The 18,914-nt window shown below is 59.1% G+C and carries 16 protein-coding genes; 10 read left to right on the forward strand and 6 right to left on the reverse strand.

What is annotated here, in order from left to right; all coding sequences use genetic code 11:
* Positions 1-80 precede the first annotated feature (80 nt).
* The 3 genes from A4R35_RS05860 to A4R35_RS05870 form a co-directional block, all read right to left on the reverse strand.
* Positions 81-1,055, reverse strand: coding sequence for a carbohydrate ABC transporter permease (locus A4R35_RS05860; RefSeq protein ID WP_223258219.1), 975 nt, complete (start codon positions 1,053-1,055; stop codon positions 81-83).
* Positions 1,052-1,972, reverse strand: coding sequence for a carbohydrate ABC transporter permease (locus A4R35_RS05865; RefSeq protein ID WP_112427442.1), 921 nt, complete (start codon positions 1,970-1,972; stop codon positions 1,052-1,054). The genes A4R35_RS05860 and A4R35_RS05865 overlap by 4 nt, the downstream gene beginning before the upstream one ends.
* Positions 1,973-2,465: 493 nt before the next feature.
* The gene (locus tag A4R35_RS05870; protein WP_112427444.1) at positions 2,466-3,863 is read right to left on the reverse strand and encodes an ABC transporter substrate-binding protein; all 1,398 of its coding nucleotides are present in this window, start codon (positions 3,861-3,863) and stop codon (positions 2,466-2,468) included.
* Between the two features lie 472 nt (positions 3,864-4,335).
* Between A4R35_RS05870 and A4R35_RS05875 the strand changes: the two genes are divergently transcribed.
* The 6 genes from A4R35_RS05875 (at position 4,336) to A4R35_RS05900 (ending at position 11,211) form a co-directional block, all read left to right on the forward strand.
* On the forward strand, positions 4,336-5,904 hold the full coding sequence (locus A4R35_RS05875) for a helix-turn-helix domain-containing protein (RefSeq protein WP_112427446.1): 1,569 nt from the start codon (positions 4,336-4,338) through the stop codon (positions 5,902-5,904).
* 146 nt (positions 5,905-6,050) lie between these two features.
* The gene (locus tag A4R35_RS05880) at positions 6,051-6,674 is read left to right on the forward strand and encodes an RNA polymerase sigma factor (RefSeq protein ID WP_112427448.1); all 624 of its coding nucleotides are present in this window, start codon (positions 6,051-6,053) and stop codon (positions 6,672-6,674) included.
* Positions 6,671-7,996 carry a WD40 domain-containing protein gene (locus A4R35_RS05885; RefSeq protein WP_112427450.1) on the forward strand — a complete coding sequence of 442 codons (1,326 nt, stop codon included), beginning with the start codon at positions 6,671-6,673 and terminating at the stop codon, positions 7,994-7,996. Before A4R35_RS05880 ends, A4R35_RS05885 begins: the two co-directional genes overlap by 4 nt.
* 386 nt (positions 7,997-8,382) lie before the next feature.
* Complete coding sequence (locus A4R35_RS05890; protein ID WP_112427452.1) at positions 8,383-9,765, forward strand: ABC transporter substrate-binding protein; 1,383 nt, start codon at positions 8,383-8,385, stop codon at positions 9,763-9,765.
* A 385-nt stretch (positions 9,766-10,150) separates the two neighbouring features.
* Positions 10,151-10,687, forward strand: coding sequence for a hypothetical protein (locus A4R35_RS05895; RefSeq protein ID WP_112427454.1), 537 nt, complete (start codon positions 10,151-10,153; stop codon positions 10,685-10,687).
* A gap of 113 nt (positions 10,688-10,800) precedes the next feature.
* Positions 10,801-11,211, forward strand: a complete 411-nt coding sequence (locus tag A4R35_RS05900) for a PleD family two-component system response regulator (protein WP_112427456.1) — start codon at positions 10,801-10,803, stop codon at positions 11,209-11,211.
* Positions 11,212-11,308: 97 nt separating this feature from the next.
* Here the strand turns inward: A4R35_RS05900 and A4R35_RS05905 are convergent, their stop codons facing one another.
* Positions 11,309-11,587, reverse strand: a complete 279-nt coding sequence (locus A4R35_RS05905) for a hypothetical protein (protein WP_112427458.1) — start codon at positions 11,585-11,587, stop codon at positions 11,309-11,311.
* A 703-nt stretch (positions 11,588-12,290) separates the two neighbouring features.
* Between A4R35_RS05905 and A4R35_RS05910 the strand changes: the two genes are divergently transcribed.
* Positions 12,291-12,923 carry a helix-hairpin-helix domain-containing protein gene (locus A4R35_RS05910; RefSeq protein ID WP_112427460.1) on the forward strand — a complete coding sequence of 211 codons (633 nt, stop codon included), beginning with the start codon at positions 12,291-12,293 and terminating at the stop codon, positions 12,921-12,923.
* Between the two features lie 55 nt (positions 12,924-12,978).
* Here A4R35_RS05910 and A4R35_RS05915 read toward each other — a convergent pair whose 3' ends face one another.
* Entirely contained in the window at positions 12,979-13,821 is an 843-nt protein-coding gene (locus tag A4R35_RS05915) for an aminotransferase class IV (protein WP_112427462.1), read from the reverse strand.
* A 2-nt stretch (positions 13,822-13,823) separates the two neighbouring features.
* On the reverse strand, positions 13,824-14,246 hold the full coding sequence (locus A4R35_RS05920) for an EVE domain-containing protein (RefSeq protein WP_112427464.1): 423 nt from the start codon (positions 14,244-14,246) through the stop codon (positions 13,824-13,826).
* A 968-nt stretch (positions 14,247-15,214) separates the two neighbouring features.
* Between A4R35_RS05920 and A4R35_RS05925 the strand changes: the two genes are divergently transcribed.
* The 3 genes from A4R35_RS05925 to A4R35_RS05935 all read left to right on the forward strand — a co-directional run bounded on the left by A4R35_RS05925 (position 15,215) and on the right by A4R35_RS05935 (position 18,834).
* The gene (locus A4R35_RS05925) at positions 15,215-15,847 is read left to right on the forward strand and encodes an APC family permease (RefSeq protein ID WP_146747127.1); all 633 of its coding nucleotides are present in this window, start codon (positions 15,215-15,217) and stop codon (positions 15,845-15,847) included.
* 201 nt (positions 15,848-16,048) lie between these two features.
* Entirely contained in the window at positions 16,049-16,891 is an 843-nt protein-coding gene (locus tag A4R35_RS05930; RefSeq protein WP_112427468.1) for a RibD family protein, read from the forward strand.
* A 365-nt stretch (positions 16,892-17,256) separates the two neighbouring features.
* Positions 17,257-18,834 (forward strand): chitinase, encoded by a 1,578-nt coding sequence (locus A4R35_RS05935; RefSeq protein WP_112427470.1) that lies wholly within the window; start codon positions 17,257-17,259, stop codon positions 18,832-18,834.
* The last annotated feature ends 80 nt before the right edge of the window (positions 18,835-18,914 follow it).

Genomic DNA, 18,914 nt, shown 5'->3' on the forward strand with positions numbered 1-18,914 from the left:
TCAAGCCTGCGAGACGAAGGAGCAGGATCGCCTTCTTGTTCCTGTGATGCCCGCTGCCTCAAGCATCCAGACAGACAAGGTCAGCCTTTGACCGAGCCGGCCAGGATACCGCGCACAAAGTAGCGCTGCAGGGTGAAGAAGATCACCAAAGGCAAGGCCATTGAGATAAAGGCCGCTGCGGTCAGCACTTCCCAGTTCGAGCCATAGGAGTTGACCAGATTGGCGATCGTCACTGTCATGGGAGCCCGATCGGGGTTACCGCCCATAAAGACCAGAGCCACCAGCAGATCGTTCCAGACCCACATGAACTGGAAGATCACCAGCGAAGCCAGCGAAGGCACAGAGAGCGGTAGCAGAATGCGGAAGAAGATGTTGATATTGGAGGCGCCATCGATCCGGGCCGACTCAAAGAGATCGCTCGGCAGGCCAGCAAAGAAATTGCGTAGCAGGTAGACGGCGAAAGGTAGGCCGAGAGCAGTGTGCATCAGCCAAATACCAACGTAATTACCCGTCAACTGCAGGCCCGTTGCCTGAGTAAACATCGTATAGAGGCCCAGCACAGGGATCAAAGTCATCTGCACCGGAATGACCATCAGCGCCACAATAGTCAGGAAGATCCAGTCACGCCCGGGGAACTCCATCCAGGCAAAGGCATAGGCAGCAAAAGCCGCCACCAGGGTGGGGATAATCGTGCCAGGAATAGCAATAATCAGGCTATTGAGGAATGCCTGGCCCAGACCCTGAGCATGGAGGACGTTCTCATAGTTCTGGATAGTGAAACTCCAGGGGGGAACGAGAGCCGTCCACCAGCCAGTAGCGTGGATTAGAGACGGGGGACGAAAGGAGCTAATGAAGAGGCCCAGCGTGGGTACCGACCAAACGAGCGCAATCAGAATGACAATGACCGCGACCAGACTATGGTTGACCAGGCTCAGGAGCCGCTGGCGCAGGGGCAGGCGCCCCACTTTGGCAGCCGTCCCCGCCATTGGCAGGGCGGGCGCCGCTTTCTGGGGAGTGACCAGGCTCGATTGAGCCTCTGGATTCATGGTACTCATCGTTGCGCCTCCTGCACACGGAAACGACGAATATTGAAGTACATGATAGGAATGATCGCCAGCAAGAGTAAGACAGCCAGAGCACTGGCCACACCAAAGTTGTTGAAATTGAAGAGTTGCTGGTAGTACTCAACAGCCACAACATTTGTACCGTAGTCTCCACCCGTCATGACGTAGACGATATCGAAGATCTTCAGAATATTGATGATCATCGTGGTCGTCACGACGGCAATCGTCGGGCTGATCATCGGCACAATGATGCGGAAGAAAATGGTGATCTCGCCTGCTCCATCGCAGCGGGCAGCCTCCAGAATCTCGCTCGGGATTCCTTTAATGGCCGCCGAGAGGATCACCATACAGAAACCGGTCCACATCCAGACGTAGACCGCAATCAGAGCGAAGTTATTAAAGCGACTATCGGTGATCCAGGCCAGCGGTTGGCCGCCGAGAGCCGTCACCAGGGCATTCAGCAGACCAATCTGGGGTTGGCCAGGCGGCTCATATTCATAGACGAAGCGCCAGATGACGCCGGCTGCTACAAAGGAGAGCGCCATCGGCACAAAGATAGCTGCTTTGGCCACGCTTTCAAAGCGCACGCGATCGACCAGGACAGCGATCAGCAAGCCCAGTACCACTGTTGCCACCGTGGCCAGCACCAGCCAGAGCAGGTTATTGCGCAGCACCTCCAGTAGAGAAGAGTTCGTAAAGATCAGAAGATAGTTGCGCAACCCAACAAAGTGCGTGGAAGTGGCATCCAGGAAGCTGAGCCAGATCGTGAAGAACATCGGGTAGAGCAGAAAGATGACCACAAAGAGGACCGCCAGCCCGATCCAGAGCCAGGGGGTTAGGCTGAAGCGCTTTCTGCGCGCCGTTGTCTTCGTCGGAAGGCTCCGCTGCTCTTCGATGGCTTTGATCATAAGCACACATCCCCTGGGAACAATTGTGTCCATGCCATGACACGGTAGTACCACAGCTGCTGGCCCGCGACTGCCAACCTGTGCCTATCGGCCTGTGCCTACCGGCCTGTGCCTACGGACCAGACACCAGTACCACGTAAAAATAGGCGAAGAAGCTCCATCTATCCAGCGAGACCTGCCTACATTTGCAAAAGGTAAGAGTCCGACTGGCATCCCGAAGGAGTCCCCAACAGCCCCACAAGAGAGACGTCAGTGCGCCTCATCGCGGGTCATCCAGTGAGTCGGGCCGGCCTGTCCGCCAGCCATCGCGTAGCTTGAGGGCGAGGCGGAGATAGCCCTTCCTCTCCCCCTCTTGCCCCTCCGCCTCAGTAGCCCTGTCCCTTCCGAAGTCCTCGCAGACGCGCGGCTGAACTGCCAGGTTCTACTCAGGCGGAGAGGAGCCAGCGGACAAGCCAGCAAGCGATCTCACCCGAACGAGAGGCGCCTCACTTTCCTACGCGGAAGCGTAAGCCTGCTGAGCTGTTGACTCCAGCGAACTCAGGACACTATCGAGCTTAGTCGGGTCCTTGATGAAATCCAGCATGGCTTTCCAGTAAGCCGTCTCCATCGCCGGAGGCATCAGGTCATCGGCCCCGAAGCGGAAGATCGTAGCACTGGTCAGCATCTGCGCCGAAGCGCGCGCGACATCATTAGGATAGGCTGACAAGGAAACCGCCTTGCTCGGCGAAGTGAAGCCGCCGCGCTTGACCCAGATTTCTTGTGCCTGGGCCGTCTCCAGGTACTTCACCAGCTCGCGCACACCATTGTTATCCCTTAAGGCTACGATCACATCAGCACCCCCAGTCACAGCCCCCTGATACTGGGGATTAATCGTCGGGAAGGGGAAGAAATTGAAATCCTTGCCAGGCTGGGCGCTCTTGAACTGCGCCGTAATGAAGCCGGCAGTGAAGTCGCCGAGGTAGTAGAGGTAGGCCTCAGGAGGATTCTTGAAGGGGGCATAGCTGGCGTCCTGGAAGTTGGTGGCCAGGATCGACTGAGGCGCGCCATTGATATAGTGTTTGCCAGTGACGATCTGGGCGAAGGTCTGGAAAGCCTGCTTGACACTACTATGGGTCCAGGGGATCTTGTGATTGACCCATTGATCGTAGAGATCAGGCCCCGACTGCAGCAGGAAGATCTCATCGACCCAGTCGGCAGCCGGCCAGCCGCTGGCCGAGCCGCTCTCGACCCCCATCGACCAGGGGAACTTTCCCTTGCCAGCAATCATATCGGAGAGCTTGATCAGGTCGTCCCAGGTCTTGGGAATCGTAGCGCCGATCGCCTGAAACTGCGTAGGATTATACCAGATAGTACCCTTGTTGGCCGCCTTGTAGAAGAGCGCGTAGAGCCGACCGTTGTAGGAACCCAGATCGATCCAGGTCGAAGCGTAATCGCTCTTGACCTTGTTCATATCCAGGAAGGAATCGAGGGGGATTAGCTTGCCCTGGCTCGCCAGCTGTTGCATCTTGCCCGGATTGGGCAGCACGGCAATATCTGGCGGGTTGCCGCCGCGCAAGCGCGAGGTGAGCACCGCATCAAGATCGCGTGTCGCCTCGATCTTGACCGTGATCTTCGACTGACTCTCGAAGGGAGTCACTACGGCGTCAAACGATTGCTGCTCCTCGCCGCTCCAGACATTGAGCACATCGATCGAGCTGACGGTTGCAGGCGTACTGCTGCCCCCAGTAGTGCTGGGCGTACCACAGGCCGCCAGTACTGAGGCGGCAGCGCTGGCCGTCAACCCAAGCGCCATCGCGCGTTGTAGAAAGACCCGTCTCCCGATCCGATGCTCACTCAGATCTTCTACGAGCCGATCTAGCGCCTCGCGCTGTTGCCGATCATAAATAAACATAAGCTCCTCCTTTGGGCTGATGTTGCTCGGCTCACTACAGTTGCGTGCAGCTTGCAACTGTCACAGACAAACAGGGAACGGAGCAGAAAGATGTCTGTGCAGACAGAGAGAGTGTAGCCAGGCAGCCCCAAACTGGCAACGTCCTCATAGGGACAGCGTGACGGCTCATAGACGGCTTGATCTGGCCAGTCCTCCCTCCTTCCTTTGTTTGCTCCCAACACAAGCTTGCTGACAGCGTCGCCGCAGCCAGCTACAGCAGATAGCACGGCCCACTCAGCCGACCTGGTCAGCCTCTGGTCCTCCAAGCAGACTGATCGCGCGGCTCCGAGACAGCAATCTTTCTCTCATTTCCCGATGGTAACGGCAATCTTAAGCGTTTCTCTGTCAGATTTTTCATGGCTCTCCTGTCATACAGTATAGGCAGAGGGACAACAAGCGCAGAAAGGATACAGCCGTGAGCAAGGCCAGAAAAATGCCTGCCAATGACCGGCTCCGCAGCGAGCGACTCCGTCGGGGCTGGTCGCGCGAGTATGTGGCGGCCCAGATCGGAGTGGCTGATCCGAAGACAATTGGTCGTTGGGAGCGTGGGGACGCCATTCCCAGCGCCTACTTCCGCCAGAAGCTCTGCAGCTTCTTCGGCCTGTCGGCCCAGGAGCTGGGCCTCTATCAGGAGCCTGCCCACGTCGTTCCGCCGACCAGCGAGTCGTCCGCTTGTGGATCAGCCCGAACACATGAGGAAAGCAGCCACGAGTCGCCTGAGCAGCCGGGGATTAACAAGAGCATCTTTGATCCTGCCATGCCTCTCGTAACGCCAGAGAGTCTTGCCCCGATTGGGCGTGACCGGATCTTATCCCAGCTAAAATCGCAATTGATGCAAGAACGAAGCGGCAACACGGTGGCCCTCTACGGTCTGCCTGGAGTTGGCAAGACGACGCTGGCTCTGGCCCTGGTACACGATCCAGAGGTGCAGGCCCATTTCAATGGGGGTATCCTCTGGGGCCGGCTCAGCAGCGAACCTCATCTTCCTGCTCTGCTACGCCACTGGGCAGCGCTGCTAGAGATTCCACCCCACATTCAGCTCCGCCTGGAAAGCCTTGAAAGCTGGATTCAGGCGCTGCGCGCCGCCATTCAGCATCGACGCATGCTGTTGGTTATTGACGATGCCTGGTCATATGCTGAATCCTTGCTGCTGATGGTCGGAGGGCCACAGTGCGCTTATCTGCTGACAACACGCTTGCCGGTGGTGGCCCTCCACTTCGCCAATGAGCGGGCTTTCCGCGTTCCTGAGCTGGAGCAGGAGCAGGCGCTGGCTCTTCTGGAGCGCTTTGCTCCCCTGGCCACTCGTCTGGAACCGGAGGCCAGCCGCGCTTTGGTACAGGCCGTCGGCGGCTTACCCTTGGCGCTGACCCTGATCGGGCGCTACCTGCAGGCCCAGACCTACAGCGGCCAGATCCGCCGCTTGCGCTCAGCCCTGGAGCGCCTCCAGAATCCGCAGCTGCGCCTCTCACTGGAGGGCTGCGACGCCACCGTGGAACCTCACCACTACCACGCCCAGGCCGCTCCTCCATCGCTGGCAGCTGCACTTGCAATCAGCTATCGCCGCTTGAGCCGTGAGGCTCGCCAGGCGTTGACTTGCCTGGCAGCTCTACCACCGAAGCCGCAGACCTTTCATGAAACATCGCTGGGCCAGCAGGTCTCAGCTCAAACGCTCGATGAGCTGCTGGATGCCGGTTTGCTAGAAAGCGCCGGCCCAGACAGCTATACGTTGCATCCAGTGATCGCCGAGTACGCACGTAGCTACTCTCACCTCCAGGAGCAGGATCTCACTCCATCTGTTTCCCGACCCGTCGCCGCGTCTGTCCCGCTGGCAGAGCGCCCTCGCGCCGCGAGCCTCGGCTCTCCCGAACGTCCTGCCCGCTGCCCAGATCTAGCGCCGATGGTGTATCATGGAGGGGAGAGATCTCAGCCGTCGCTGCCTGCGCTCCATCACCAGGACCATCAGCAGCCGGCTCATGCTAATCCCCTGGCGCTCTCTCCCTGAGCTGCCTCCCAGGGGGTCCAAACTGCCACCTCGCGCGCTCTCTGGCTCACCTGCTTGAGAGAGCACTAGCGCAAGGCAGCAGACCCAGAGCAGACGCCGGGGTCTCTCTGCAGTTGTCTTCGGCAGCTCGTTAAGGAACCTCACCTATGGCCTACAGGATAGAGGATACGTCTTCATCGGAGACAAATGGCTCGCCTGATGAGCTAGCTCTTGTGCAACGAGCGCAACGCGGCGACGAGGCTGCCTTTAATACGCTGTTCGAGCGCTACGAGCATAGGATCGCTCGCTACCTGAAGCACATGGTCGGCAACGATGGGGTGAGCTGCGATCTGACCCAGGATACGTTTTTCCGCGCCTGGCAAGGACTACCAGGTCTACGCGATCCGCAACGTTTCGCCAGCTGGCTGTATCGCATCGCCACTAATCTTGCTCATAACTATCTGGAACAGGCCAGGCGCATGCAGTACGTCCCCTGGGAAGACTGCCATGAGGACAGTCGCGAGCTGAGCACGCTAGGGATGGAACAGCATATCGAAGAGCGCGAGTTGACCCAGATCGCGCTTGCCCACGTCTCGCCCACTTACCGCGCCTGCCTCATTCTATACGTGATTGAAGGACTGCCACAGCGCAAGGTAGCTGAACTGCTGGGCATGAAAGAATCATGCGTGAGTAAATATCTCAGTCGAGGCAAAGAGGAGATGCGCCAGATCTACCAGCGCCTGGAGAGTGAAGGGCTTCCGACCAGGCAGAGAGGAGGTAAGCGGAAATGAAGCAGCCGCCGCGTCCTCCTTGCCCGTCCTGGGCTGAGAAGCTCGCTCTGCGTCCGGAGGACCTGTCACCTGCCGATCGTGAGGCGCTACAGGCTCATCTGGAGCACTGCCCCGTCTGCGCAGCTGCCCGGGCCGACTATGAGCTGCTCGATGCCCGCCTGCGAGCACTGCCCGACCCGGTGCTGAAGCCTGTGCCACGTCTGGCCGCCCTCATGAGCAAATTCGCCAGCGAGGAAGAGGAGCATTCAGCACCACCGTTCGCAGGCCGGACTCGCCCGGCAAGCAGCCTTTACGCGCGACCCAGGCCGGCCCGCTGGTCGCGGTCGCGTCAGCCTGTCTGGACAGCCGTGGTCGCCCTGGTGGCGGCTTGCCTCATGCTGGTCATGGGCCTGCCATTGATGCACCTGCTCACAGAGAGCGGAGCCAGCAGCCCGGGCACACTGCTGGTGACCTACCGTGGACATAGCAGCGCTATCAGCTCTTTAACCTGGTCGCCGGACGGCGGCTCGCTGGCCTCCAGCGACCTCAAAGGCACTATCGAAGTCTGGAGCGCTCTGACTGGCACGCTGCGCTATCGCTATGAGACTAGCGCCGGTATTGCCTACGCCGTGGCCTGGTCCCCCAACGGGCGCTATCTGGCCGCCGCCTTTGAGAATCATACCGTCGAGGTCTGGAACACCGAAACGGGCCAGCGTCTCTATCGCTTCACTCGCCACACAGATATCGTCTATGCGCTGGCCTGGTCGCCAGACAGCCGGAGATTGGCCTCTGGAGGAGGTGACAATCGCATCTGGGTTTGGGATGCCACCACAGGAGCTAATGCCGTCGTCTATAACGGCATCTTTCCCGTGACAACGCTGGCCTGGTCACCGGACGGAAACTACCTGGCAGCAGGCGACGCCGGCGACATTGTCCGCATCTGGAACGTGCACACCAGCAATCCAGAGACGCCGCTCCTCTCCTATACAGCCCACAGCGATGCTATTACCTCCCTGAGTTGGTCACCGGACGGTCGCTATATCGCCTCGGCCAGCAAGGACGGCACGGTGCGCGTCTGGAACGCCAAAAACGGCAGCACCCTGCGGGTCTATACCGGCCATCACGGTAGCGTCGACGCTGTCGCCTGGTCGCATGACGAACGCTTCATCGCCTCTGCGGGAGCCGATGCGACCGTGCAAGTCTGGAACCCCTTCAACGGCGAGGTGGCTCTGATCTATCGACAACATAGCGATGAAGTCACCGCGGTCGCCTGGTCTCCGAACGATCACTATCTGGCCTCCGCGGGCTGGGACCATACGGTACAGGTCTGGCGCGCTCCCTGACCATTCTAGGCACAGCTGCTGAGCAGCTTACGGTTCTACCCCAAGGGAGAGAGCGACCACCTCATACCGATGCCACTTCCCTCTCACGTCAGGCTCCTGCCCCTGGTCCCGACCCGATCGGGAGTCCCTAGCCAGTCAGTCGGGACTGGGGGAGTCGTTTCCCTCTCTACATTTCTTCTCTCTTCTCGATCGATCTGCTATAATTAGCATTATTTCTGTCGAAGAATCAAGAGCATTCCAGGTTCTTTTGACATTATCGGTTAGTACAGAGTCTCTCTGATAGCCACCATATTGCACAGACAGCCCGAAAGAACTATACTGTAGGGTGGCTAACTCACGCCCCCTATCGCTGGAAGCTCAGTGCGCTGTGAGCCTGGGAGGAACGCATGCCCGCGCCATACCATCATCACCAACGGCGCGATGAACAGCCGGGCTGGCAGGCTCAGTATCAGCGGAAGCAGTGCAAGCAGGAGCGCCTCCGCCGTCGCGTCTTCTTGCAGCGTGCTCTGACCTTGGGCCTGGCCGCCCACTCGGCACTCGCCCTGCTAGCAGCCTGCGACAGTCAGTCCGCCTCGGTCGATGTGCTGACAGTCTGGAGCAGCGAGGAACAGGACTCTTTCCGAGCAGTGGTTGCCCCTTTCGAACGACAGACTCAGATCAAGGTGCAAGTTGTCTCTACTCGCGATCAAGACACGCTCCTGACCACGCTGCTACGAGCGAACACGCCTCCAGGGGTAGCCATCCTGCCCAATCCGGGCGGGATGCAGCAATTGGCCGCGCAGGGGAAGCTTCTCCCTCTGGACAGCTTCCTGGACATGGAGATGGTCAAGCGCGACTATAGCCGTACCTGGATCGATCTCGGGAGCTACAAGGGAGCGCTCTATGCGCTCTTCTACAAGGCGGCTAATAAAGGGATCATCTGGTATAACCCCCGGCAACTGCAGGCCCTCGGCCTGAGCGTACCCCACACCTGGGATGAGCTGATCGCGGTCTCTAACGCCATTGCCGCCCAGGGACGCTATCCCTGGGCCATCGGGGTCGAGAGTGCCGCCTCTAGTGGGTGGCCGGCTGCCGATTGGATCGCCGAGCTGTATTTGAAAGAGTGGGGACCAGAGATGTACCAGCGCTGGGTCAACCACACCATTGCCTGGACTGATCCGACTATCAAGCAGACCTTTCGCCGCTTCGGCTCTATTGTCACGGGCAAACACTATATCCCCAATGCTCCGACCTCGATCCTGTTAACGAACTTTCAGGACGCCAGCTACGCACCCTTTGAACAACCGCCGCGCGCTTACTTCTACTATTCGGGCGACTTCGTGCTTGGCTTTGTCACGAGCCGCTTTCCCACTATTGTTCCCGGAGAGGAGATCAACTTCTTTCCCTTCCCGGAGATCAACCCACGCTACGCTGGCGCCGTCACCGGGGGAGCCGATGCCGTGGTTGCGCTGCAGGACACAGCAGAGGTGCGGGCTCTGGTGCAGTACCTCGCCAGCGCACAAGCGCAAGAGATCTGGGTCCGGCGCGGCGGCTTTACCTCCGTCAATAAATCGATTTCCCTCAGCGCCTATCCCAATCCGGTCGCTCGGGCCTCGGCCCAGATGCTCAGCCAGGCCCCCTTCTTCTGCTTTGGGGCAGGTGACTTGATGCCGCCAGTGGTCCAGCACGCTTTTTGGAAAGGCATGCTCGCCTTTATCCAGGAGCCAGACCAGCTTGACACGATTCTCAAATCTATTGAAGCAGTCGCCCAACGTAGCTATCCCGCCTAGTCAGTCAGGCGCAGAGCAGGCGCGAGATCCGGCCGCCCAACTCTCTCGCTGCCCATATCCACGATCACCAGAGTGGATAAGGTCGGCCTGACCGCAGTGTCCCCAGGCCGTTGAGCCGGCTCCATTGCTGGTCAGCCTCTTGTGCTCGTTCCCCTCCCCCCCTTGTGGAAAGGGGCCGTGGCGTTGTAAGCTATGACAGAGAGCGAACTAACAAACAATCACAACAAGTGCCTGGACAGAAGAAGTCAGGAAAGAGGTTAACGGGCTGATCGCTTCGGCAGCGTAAGCCACCGACCTCCCTGCGCGCCTGGGACCGAGCAGGGCAGGTCAGCTAGCCTACCAGAAGCACGCTTTCTACTGGAAGCGATTGTAGCTAAGGAGCACAATGGTGCCTGAACAGAACAATCCTAATAATCAGCGCAGTCTCCGTGCATCCAATGGGAAACCCCTGATTCTGGGCCAGTCCCGCAGCCTCTCCGATTACGAGGCGGCCCTGATTCAGCGCATGATTCGCGAGGAACAACATTCTTCGCGCGCGCTGGAGATTCCCAAGGAGGACCTGGCTCAGGAGGCAACCACCCGCATGCGCCCAGAGGTGGCCGAGGTGATAGCTGCCAGTCGGGTACGCGAGATTCTGCAGATGTTTAATCGCGACTACCTCTATGGGCAGGGCCGTTTCGATGAGTACGAGGGCGGCCTGCTGCTGAAGTGGGGCGATGGTTACTCGCGCAAGCATATCTGGGTGAGTGTGGAGAACGGCAATCTGCTCTTTGAGACGAGCCACATGCGCAAGTGTAGTAAGCCCTACTGCACTGGCACTCATCATGTGCTCAGCCGCGAGCAGTATACAAATCTCGATCTGATCAATCAGGAGCTGGCCGAGCTGTTCCGCCGTCCCGTTCAGGAGCCAACCGACGACTAAGACGAGGCCGAGATAGGGACGAGACACGTGTGGACGCCAGCGGCCCTGAACCAGAGCGATCAGGCCCAGGTCGCTAGCGCCATCAGTCAACCAATCAGCAGGAGTGCTATCCTGTGTCACGATCAGTAGTTGCTCTAGAGCGAGACCTCTTCTTCGCAGTGAAGATACGCGATACGCTGCGTCACCTGGCGCTGGAGACGGTCGTCGTGCATGATCTGGCTGCCTTCTCGCGAGCGCTGGCCAGTACCGGGCAGCCGCGTGAGCAGCCAGCGCTGGCGATTATCAACATCTCGACCCCAGGTGTGGCCTGGGACGAGGCGATCCGCCAGGCTCGCCAGGCTGGACTGCCGGTGCTGGCCTTTGGCCCCCATGTGGATACGGAGGCCCGGGCCAAAGCTTTGGAGGCTGGTGCTCAGCGCGTGGTGTCTAATGCAAAGCTGAGCAGCTCGCTGACAAGTCTGGTGCAGGACCTACTCACCTCTCCAGAGAGAGCCGATCTCACTACTGGGGAGGCGGAGTCCTGATCTTCTCTCAGTCCTCTCTAGAGCGCAGCTGAGCTAGACAACGTCTCTCCAGTGACATGCTATAAGGACCGTGTCCCGCAGGTCAACTATTCCAGGCTCATGCCCAGGATTGACCCGTCGCCTCGTCGGCCCGGGCTTCCGGGCTGGTTGACGGCAGCCCACTGCCCCGCAGGACGGTAAAGCGCGCTTGAATATTCCTGGCCGCCTTGAGATCGGCGTGTTCCTGGAACCCACACTGAGGAGAGGCGAAGACATGCCGGCAACGGGTTCCACGCTGTTTGCGAACCTTCGCCATCTTCCCATTGACGAAGAGCACCCGCTCCTCTCCATCCATTGCCAGTAGCGCATTCCTCTTGCTCAGCTCGATCCCCACCATCCGGCTGCTTCCTGCTGCCTCCTCCGGGGCGGGCCGGGGCTACGGGTCGGGCACCTCCAGCGTGATCGTGAGTCGTTCCGGTAATCACCCATCGCGCTCTACCATGGTAAGGCTATCCATCTCTCTGGCTGCTGCAAGTCCCCCCTGGAAGGCAGCAGGCACCGTCTAGGGGAGCATTGGCCTCCGCTCCGGCGACAGTCCAGATCGAAAGGGTGCCATCAGGTCGCAGACTGGCATCACGCCCTTGCGGCCCAATCAGAAACACTGCCCGCCTGCGCCAGAACAGCAAGGGACGCGGCGGAAGGTAACAATTGCTATCTATGCTCTGATAGGCAGCGGCGACCAGACGGATGTATGTGCAAGAACGCTCTATGTTTCAAACCCGCCCTCCTAAAGCGCTGGCACCCGACACGCTGGCTGGCTGCCCCCAGAGCATATACCTGTGTCCCGGCCTTTGTTTTTTGCCTTCCTGCGCGCTCCTTGCAACTCTACCCCCGTTGTGCTATACTACATTGAACAAATTTTCCAGCCACTCTGAGAGAGCAGTACATTCAGCCGTGGCTGTCTGCGGCTTTGCCGGTCAGAGGATAGCCAGACGGAAAGAAAGAAAGAAAGAAAGGGAGAGCGTACGCAGTACCCAGTACCGTATCACCGACCACGATAAGGTCAGCAGAGTAGACCAGCGTCGACAGGGGGCGTAACTATGTATCCCATTCTCAAACTTACTCAGACCATTCAGGTGCTGCCGAGCCAATCTGTCTACCAGCGGCGCGCAGTGCAGCAGCCGATGCTCCCAGGGTTGGAGCTGGAGCCTTTAGAGGAAGCCCGGCCTGTTCGCAGCAATCGTCAGCTTGCCGAGGTACTGGCGAGCGTGGCTGAGCTGCTTGAGCTACAACACGGTAACCCCTACCGTATTCAGGCCTACCGCAACGCGGCACGGGCGATCCTTGCTCTCCACGAGCCAGTCACAGAGATCATCGCGCGGGGTGAGCCGCTGCCAATTGCGGGCCTGGGTCGTCGCATGCAGGCCCACATTGCTGAGCTCCTGCAGCGGGGAACCCTGACCTTCTCCCATGACCTTCTTCCCCAGGGTTTGCCAGCAGGAGCGCGGCGCCTCCTGACGATCGAGCATATCGGCCCGCGTACAGCCCTGCGACTCTATGAAGAGTTGGGCATCGACTCGGCAGAGAAGTTATGGCAGGCCGCCAATGAGCAACGCCTGCGTCGTCTGCCCGGCTTTGGCCCTCGCAGCGAGGAGCGTCTGAAGCAAGCTGCCGCGCGCGCCTTTCAACGGCAGGAGCCGGAGCCGCCAGCCAGCCTGGGAGGTGCGGCCTGAATGGCCCACCCGCCTGTGCTGCTCACCTCCAACCCCAGGCCCGTCGACTAGAAAACTAGAAACGACCTCGCTCAACCAGGGCAATAAAGCGCTGCTCCAGCTCCCAGGTGCGTGGTCCTGGCTGACCTGAGCCAATCACCAGGTCGTCGATCTGCAGCACCGGCATGATCTCCTTGGACGAGGCAGTCAGGAAGGCTTCATCAACAGAGGGCAGCTCAGATAGCGCAATGGGTCGCTCCTCTATCGGGAAGCGCCCCCGGGCCAGCTCCAGGACTACAGCGCGCGTCACTCCTGGAAGAATACCCTCCCGCGGTGTCACCAGCGTGTCGCCTCGGAAGACGAAGAAATTGCTGCGCGTCGCCTCCAGGACCTGCCCCTGCTCATTGACAAAGAGAGCATCGGCGGCTCCACGCCGCACCGCCTCCTTGAAAGCCCGCACTGCCGCTATGTAGCTAGTCGTTTTGGCCTCTGGCGCCTCCCGCTGCAAGCGACAGGTGATCAGGCGCAGCCCGCGCTTGAAAGCCTCCAGATCGCGCTCGGGTAAGGGCGTAATCAAGACCGCTAGTAGCGGCTTCCCAGATGGGAGAATTCCGTCTTCGCTCACGCCACCGGTCACCAGAATACGTAGAGAGGCATGGCGAAAGGGATTGCGCCGAATGGTCTCCTCTAGAACAGCGCGAATCTCCTCGCGCGTATAAGGAATAGCCAGGTCAATTAGCTCTGCAGAGTGATACAGTCGATCGAGATGATCTTCAAGACGAAATGGACGACGATCGTAGGTACGCAGGGATTCGAAGACACTGTAGCCTCGCAAGACGGCCACATCGGTGAGAGGGATAGAGGCTTCGTCTGGATGGACCCACCGTCCACCAACGTACCAGCTAGTCTGCTGCTCCATAGTTATTCCTCTTCCTCTTCTGGATCAAGCAGCCCTTGCCCACGCAACCAGCGTAGAAAGCGCTCTGGAACAGCCATGACGGAGAGACGCGGCTGCCGCACCAGACTCCAGTCGGCAAAGAGCTGGCTCTCCTTGATCTCGCGTAAGCTTACCGGGCGCGCCAGCGGACGCACAAACTCGATCTCGACCACCTGACTGCGGCTGTCGGCAGGATCAGGACGCGGCCAGGAAACGACGCGGGCCAGGCCAACCAGCGCCGCCTGGGTCCCGCTATGGTAAATCAGCAGCCGATCTCCAGGGCGCATCTGCGCAATGAAACGCACCGCCTGGGGATTGCGCACCCCATCCCAGACAGTGCGCTGCTCACGCGCAAGATCCTCCAAACTATAGTCCGCAGGCTCGGTCTTCACCAGAAAATAGGCCATAGGCGTCTGTCCCTTCGCTCCCTCCATCACACCTTAGCCGTCTGAGTGCACCACCGCCAGAGAGCATCAGGGCCTGCCTGATACTCGTGATCAGCTCAGAGATCCCAGGCTCAAGCCGGCATCGCCATTCAAGTCAGAGAGAGGATAGCACGCCTGGCACCATCTGTAAATACCGCTCAGCCTCAGCCCTGTTCTTCTGCCGCCCGTCGGGGCACTTTAGACTCGCCCTATCATGATAGAATTATGCAAGGCATGATAGATCAGGCTTGACTACTCGAATATCTCCATGTTATAATGCTGAGGCTTTGCAGGCTCTTCAACACCTGGTATCATACAAGACTCTTACTGAGATTAAGCTGCTAATCTTGCACTGAATCAAGAAAGGAGCTACTGGAGATGAGAAGGTAAGTGCCAAGAGAGAGGTCAGGGAGGCAGAAGCAGCCAGTTGCTTCTGAGCAGGCACGAGCCATAGCCAGGCGACGGAGAGTGCAGTGACAGTTCTCTGTCCTGCTCTCGCTGTCGATAGCGCTGTTGCAGCGGCTGAGCGCAAGGGCTGGCCCTCATGGTGCCGTTCCGTTATCGTCTCTCACGCAAGGAGAGCCAGAGCAGTCAGCTCTGCAGGCACAGAGTCCAACAGCTGGCAACAGGCATAGATGAAAGGAGGAGCGCCCTTTGACAACTATCCCACAGCTACGGCCTCACAAACCACTGACGGCATTTGCTATTGCTGGCTCTACCATGGCCCAGATTGCCCCAGCTTTCTCATTCTATTTAGGGATGGCAGTCATCACGCAAGGCGCAGGGCTGGGAGCACCTTTCACTATTTTGCTGGCGGCGATCGCCATGCTCATTGTTGGTTCAAGCGTAGCCGCTTTCGCCCAGCGCCATCCTTCAAACGGTTCCCTGGTGACCTTATTCAGGGAGGGCAGGCCGCATATAATGGCTTCGCTCCGGTCCTGCTCACGGACATGGTGTTTGGCAAGTGGGCAGGCGATCTGATCCTGGTCTGCATATTAGCCTATTTTCTCATCATACCTGTATTTTTCAATTCTACCTTTGCGCGTCTGCTCATGGCAGGAGCCATCGATAAGCACCTGCCTCGGCAGATTGGGCTTCTCAACCGGAATCGCGTGCCGGGCAACGCCATTATCTTTCAGACCTGCGTCAGCCTGATCTTTGCCGCGGTTGTCTTCTTGATGATTCCCTATCTGATCGCGCCCGCATCGCCGGGCGACTTTGCGGCCGAAGCCTACAATGTGCTGATTGCAGCAGCTACACTCGTCTGGGCGCTCTCTGTCATGTTTCTGTTCATCGACATCTTGGTCTGCATATTCCATTATCCATCCCTGCTGAACAGTCGCTGCCTCCTCTCGAAATCCTGGATCAGGCCCGTCCTCTGGTTATGCTGCCTGCCAGGATCGCTCTCTTGTTTGACAGCGATGATCACAACCGTCGTCTACCCCTGGATTCCCCAGATCAGCGGCGGCTCCCGGTGGTACCTCGTCGGTGGCCTGGCCCTGATCTGTCTGGGCGCCGCCGCTATCGGCAGTATGATTGTCAACAGCGGTGCCCGCTGGCAGGATTTAACTACGGCTGAATAAAATCACCATGAGCGAGCGCCGGATAGTTCCCCAAGCAGGGTTCGCAGCGTGATAGAGAGGGAGGCCCAAGCGCCCAGCGGCCTCCCCGCCCAAGCCCAAGTTCTCAGCAAGAGAGGCCAACGCACACCAGGGGCAGCCTGTCTTATACAATAATAACAGTAAGGATAGCTCCACAAGCAGAAAGAGGACGGTACACCAGCCATGCAAACAGTATCCCCTTTGGAGACCGCCTTTGAGCAGATAGAGGCTGAAGGCCAGGCGCTGCCACTTCCTCCGAGGCTAGCCCATCTCTACGGCAGGCTGGCCTTTCCACCCGCACCGGAGAAGCACCCCTACATCATCAGCAACTTTGTCGAGACGCTTGACGGCGTGGCCGTCGCCCATGCCAACGGAAAAAGCCTGGATATCAGCGGCGGCAACGAGCATGATCATATGGTCATGGGTCTGCTGCGAGCCTGCGTTGACGCGGTAATTGTTGGGGCGGGCACACTACGCGACGCGCCCGAGCACCGCTGGACCCCCGATTATATCTATCCTCCGCTGGCCTCAGAATATCATCAGCTGCGCCAGCAGCTGGGCCAGACCACCCAGCCGCTGAATGTGATCGTCAGTAGCAGCGGCAATGTCGATCTTAGCCTCCCCCTCTTCCACGAGGCTACCATCAGCTCAGTGCTGATTACCACTGCTCAAGGAAAGGCCCATCTGCAACAGCAGTCCCTTCCTCCTACCCTGCACCTGCTCGTCGCCAGCGAGCATGGACCTCTCCAGGCTCGGACCATTGTGGAGACACTGAGCCGCTGGCAGCGGTGCCAGCGCATTCTCATCGAGGGTGGCCCCCAGCTGATGGGTCGTTTTATGGCCGAGCAGTTGATCGATGAGCTGTTCCTGACCCTGGCCCCACAGCTAGCTGGACGCGATGCCAACGAGTCACGTCCCGGCTTTGTCGCGAACCAGCTTTTCCTGCCGTCCGATCCACGCTGGGGAGAATTGCTCAGTCTAAAACGGGCTGGTAGCTACCTCTTCCTGCGCTATCGCTTCGCATGACCCCCGACACCGCTCTAGCCTGGTTGCACACCCGCACCTAGAGCCGGTCGGAGACCTGCATGCCTGGACCTCTGCCGACTTCATCCGAGGTCTCTCTGTCGCGCTGCCCATCTCACCTTCCCACCCGGAGCAGGCCAGGCGGTCCACAGGACCGCTCCTTCGGCCAGGTCTAGCTAGAGTGGTCTAGACATCTTGACGATATGATTACACGCAGTTATCATTGATTATGAAGGATCTGCCGGCAGGGCACGGCCTGCCTGCGATGAGAGAGGCAGGCCGCGGGCATGAAGCCAGCATGCCCTGCCGTGGCATCTAACAGCCTGCGGCTGTTCGAGCATTTCAAGGCAAGGAGGAAAGCCATCGCTATGTCCAGCAGTCTGCCCAAGGTCAGGTCTCTACCTCCTCTGCGGCCTCGCTTCCTGCTCATACTGCTCTCGGCGCTTCTCATTGTCAGTGGTCTGGCAGCAGCCCTTTTTCTGCACTGGACGAGCGGAGCCTTTGCGGCGGGCAGCAACCTCGTTACCAATCCGGGCTTCGAGAGCGGCAATCTGAGCGGTTGGAGTTGTGACCCTGGTGATACCGTCGTGACGGCGCCAGTACACAGCGGCAACTATGCCTTACAAATGAATCCCACTGCCTCCACCACCGGGCAATGTACCCAGACCATCAGCGTGCAACCCAACAGTAGCTATACCCTTAGCGCCTACGTTGACGGACCTTATGCCTATCTCGGTGTTAACGGAGGAGCCAGCAACTGGACCAGCAGCAGTAGTTACACTCAACTGAGCGTTTCCTTTACCACCGGCGCCTCGACCACCAGCGTCACCATCTATGTGCATGGCTGGTATCTGCAGGGAAGCGTCTATGTCGATGACGTCAGCCTGACTGGGCCAGCGGGCAGCGTAACCCCATCCCCTACAGCGGCCAGCAGTCCCACCCCAACGCCGGCTCCGACCAACACAGTTACACCTACACCCACACCCACACCCACCAGCACAGCTACACCTACGCCCACACCAACGCCCTGCACCAACTGTGGTGGTAGTCTTCCGCACCATATCTTAACCGGCTACTGGCAGGATTTCACCAACGGCGCTACCCCGCTCAGACTCAGTGACATCAACAGCTACTATAATTTGATTGCCGTGGCCTTCGCCAACGCTGATCCCTCTCGTCCAGGCGCTGTCACCTTTAGCATCGACTCCGGACTTTCCTCGGCGTTGGGAGGATACACCACCAGCCAGTTCATCAGCGACATCGCCACGCTCCACTCCCAAGGGAAAAAAGTCATTATCTCCGTTGGTGGCCAGAATGGTACCATCACAGTGAACGACGCGACAAGCGCCACCAACTTCGCCAATAGCGTCTACCAGCTCATGACCACCTACGGTTTCGACGGTGTCGACATCGATCTCGAAAACGGGATCAATCCCACCTATCTGGCCAGCGCGCTGCGTCAGCTCTCAGCACTGGCCGGGCCTAGCCTGATCATTACCCTGGCCCCCCAGACCATCGATATGCAATCGACGGCTGGCGCCTACTTCCAGCTCGCCCTCAACATCAAAGATATTCTGACCCTTGTTAACACCCAGTATTACAACTCGGGGACAATGAACGGCTGCGATGGCAACGTCTACGCTCAGGGAAGCGAGGACTTTATCACCGCGCTGGCTTGTATCCAGCTGCAAGGCGGACTGCGCCCCGACCAGGTTGGCCTGGGGCTGCCTGCCTCGCCCTCGGCGGCAAGTGGCGGCTACGTGGCCCCATCCGTGGTTAATGCAGCCCTTGACTGTCTCAGCAGCGGTACCAATTGCGCGAGTTTCAAACCCTCGACGACCTACCCTGGTTTGCGCGGAGCCATGACCTGGTCGATTAACTGGGACGCCTCCAACGGTTATGCCTTTGCCAATACCGTAGGACCACACCTCAGTAGCCTGCCCTAGGTTACCCCGAGGGCCTCAAACGCCCTCCCTTTTCCTCCTCTCGGAGGGGGTGCCCCACTCTCACCACCAGTCAGTGGTCA

Origin of the sequence: Thermogemmatispora tikiterensis (assembly GCF_003268475.1) — a bacterium.
Lineage (GTDB): Bacteria > Chloroflexota > Ktedonobacteria > Ktedonobacterales > Ktedonobacteraceae > Thermogemmatispora > Thermogemmatispora tikiterensis.

Bases quoted from the DNA above. Each gene is read 5' to 3' on its own strand.
- A4R35_RS05935 (WP_112427470.1), top strand. From the start codon at position 17,257: ATGTCCAGCAGTCTGCCCAAGGTCAGGTCTCTACCTCCTCTGCGGCCT.
- A4R35_RS05865 (WP_112427442.1), bottom strand. From the start codon at position 1,972: ATGATCAAAGCCATCGAAGAGCAGCGGAGCCTTCCGACGAAGACAACG.
- A4R35_RS05920 (WP_112427464.1), bottom strand. From the start codon at position 14,246: ATGGCCTATTTTCTGGTGAAGACCGAGCCTGCGGACTATAGTTTGGAG.
- A4R35_RS05925 (WP_146747127.1), top strand. From the start codon at position 15,215: ATGGTGTTTGGCAAGTGGGCAGGCGATCTGATCCTGGTCTGCATATTA.
- A4R35_RS05930 (WP_112427468.1), top strand. From the start codon at position 16,049: ATGCAAACAGTATCCCCTTTGGAGACCGCCTTTGAGCAGATAGAGGCT.
- A4R35_RS05915 (WP_112427462.1), bottom strand. From the start codon at position 13,821: ATGGAGCAGCAGACTAGCTGGTACGTTGGTGGACGGTGGGTCCATCCA.
- A4R35_RS05910 (WP_112427460.1), top strand. From the start codon at position 12,291: ATGTATCCCATTCTCAAACTTACTCAGACCATTCAGGTGCTGCCGAGC.
- A4R35_RS05905 (WP_112427458.1), bottom strand. From the start codon at position 11,587: ATGGTGGGGATCGAGCTGAGCAAGAGGAATGCGCTACTGGCAATGGAT.
- A4R35_RS05875 (WP_112427446.1), top strand. From the start codon at position 4,336: ATGCCTGCCAATGACCGGCTCCGCAGCGAGCGACTCCGTCGGGGCTGG.
- A4R35_RS05895 (WP_112427454.1), top strand. From the start codon at position 10,151: ATGGTGCCTGAACAGAACAATCCTAATAATCAGCGCAGTCTCCGTGCA.
- A4R35_RS05890 (WP_112427452.1), top strand. From the start codon at position 8,383: ATGCCCGCGCCATACCATCATCACCAACGGCGCGATGAACAGCCGGGC.
- A4R35_RS05870 (WP_112427444.1), bottom strand. From the start codon at position 3,863: ATGTTTATTTATGATCGGCAACAGCGCGAGGCGCTAGATCGGCTCGTA.
- A4R35_RS05880 (WP_112427448.1), top strand. From the start codon at position 6,051: ATGGCCTACAGGATAGAGGATACGTCTTCATCGGAGACAAATGGCTCG.
- A4R35_RS05885 (WP_112427450.1), top strand. From the start codon at position 6,671: ATGAAGCAGCCGCCGCGTCCTCCTTGCCCGTCCTGGGCTGAGAAGCTC.
- A4R35_RS05860 (WP_223258219.1), bottom strand. From the start codon at position 1,055: ATGAGTACCATGAATCCAGAGGCTCAATCGAGCCTGGTCACTCCCCAG.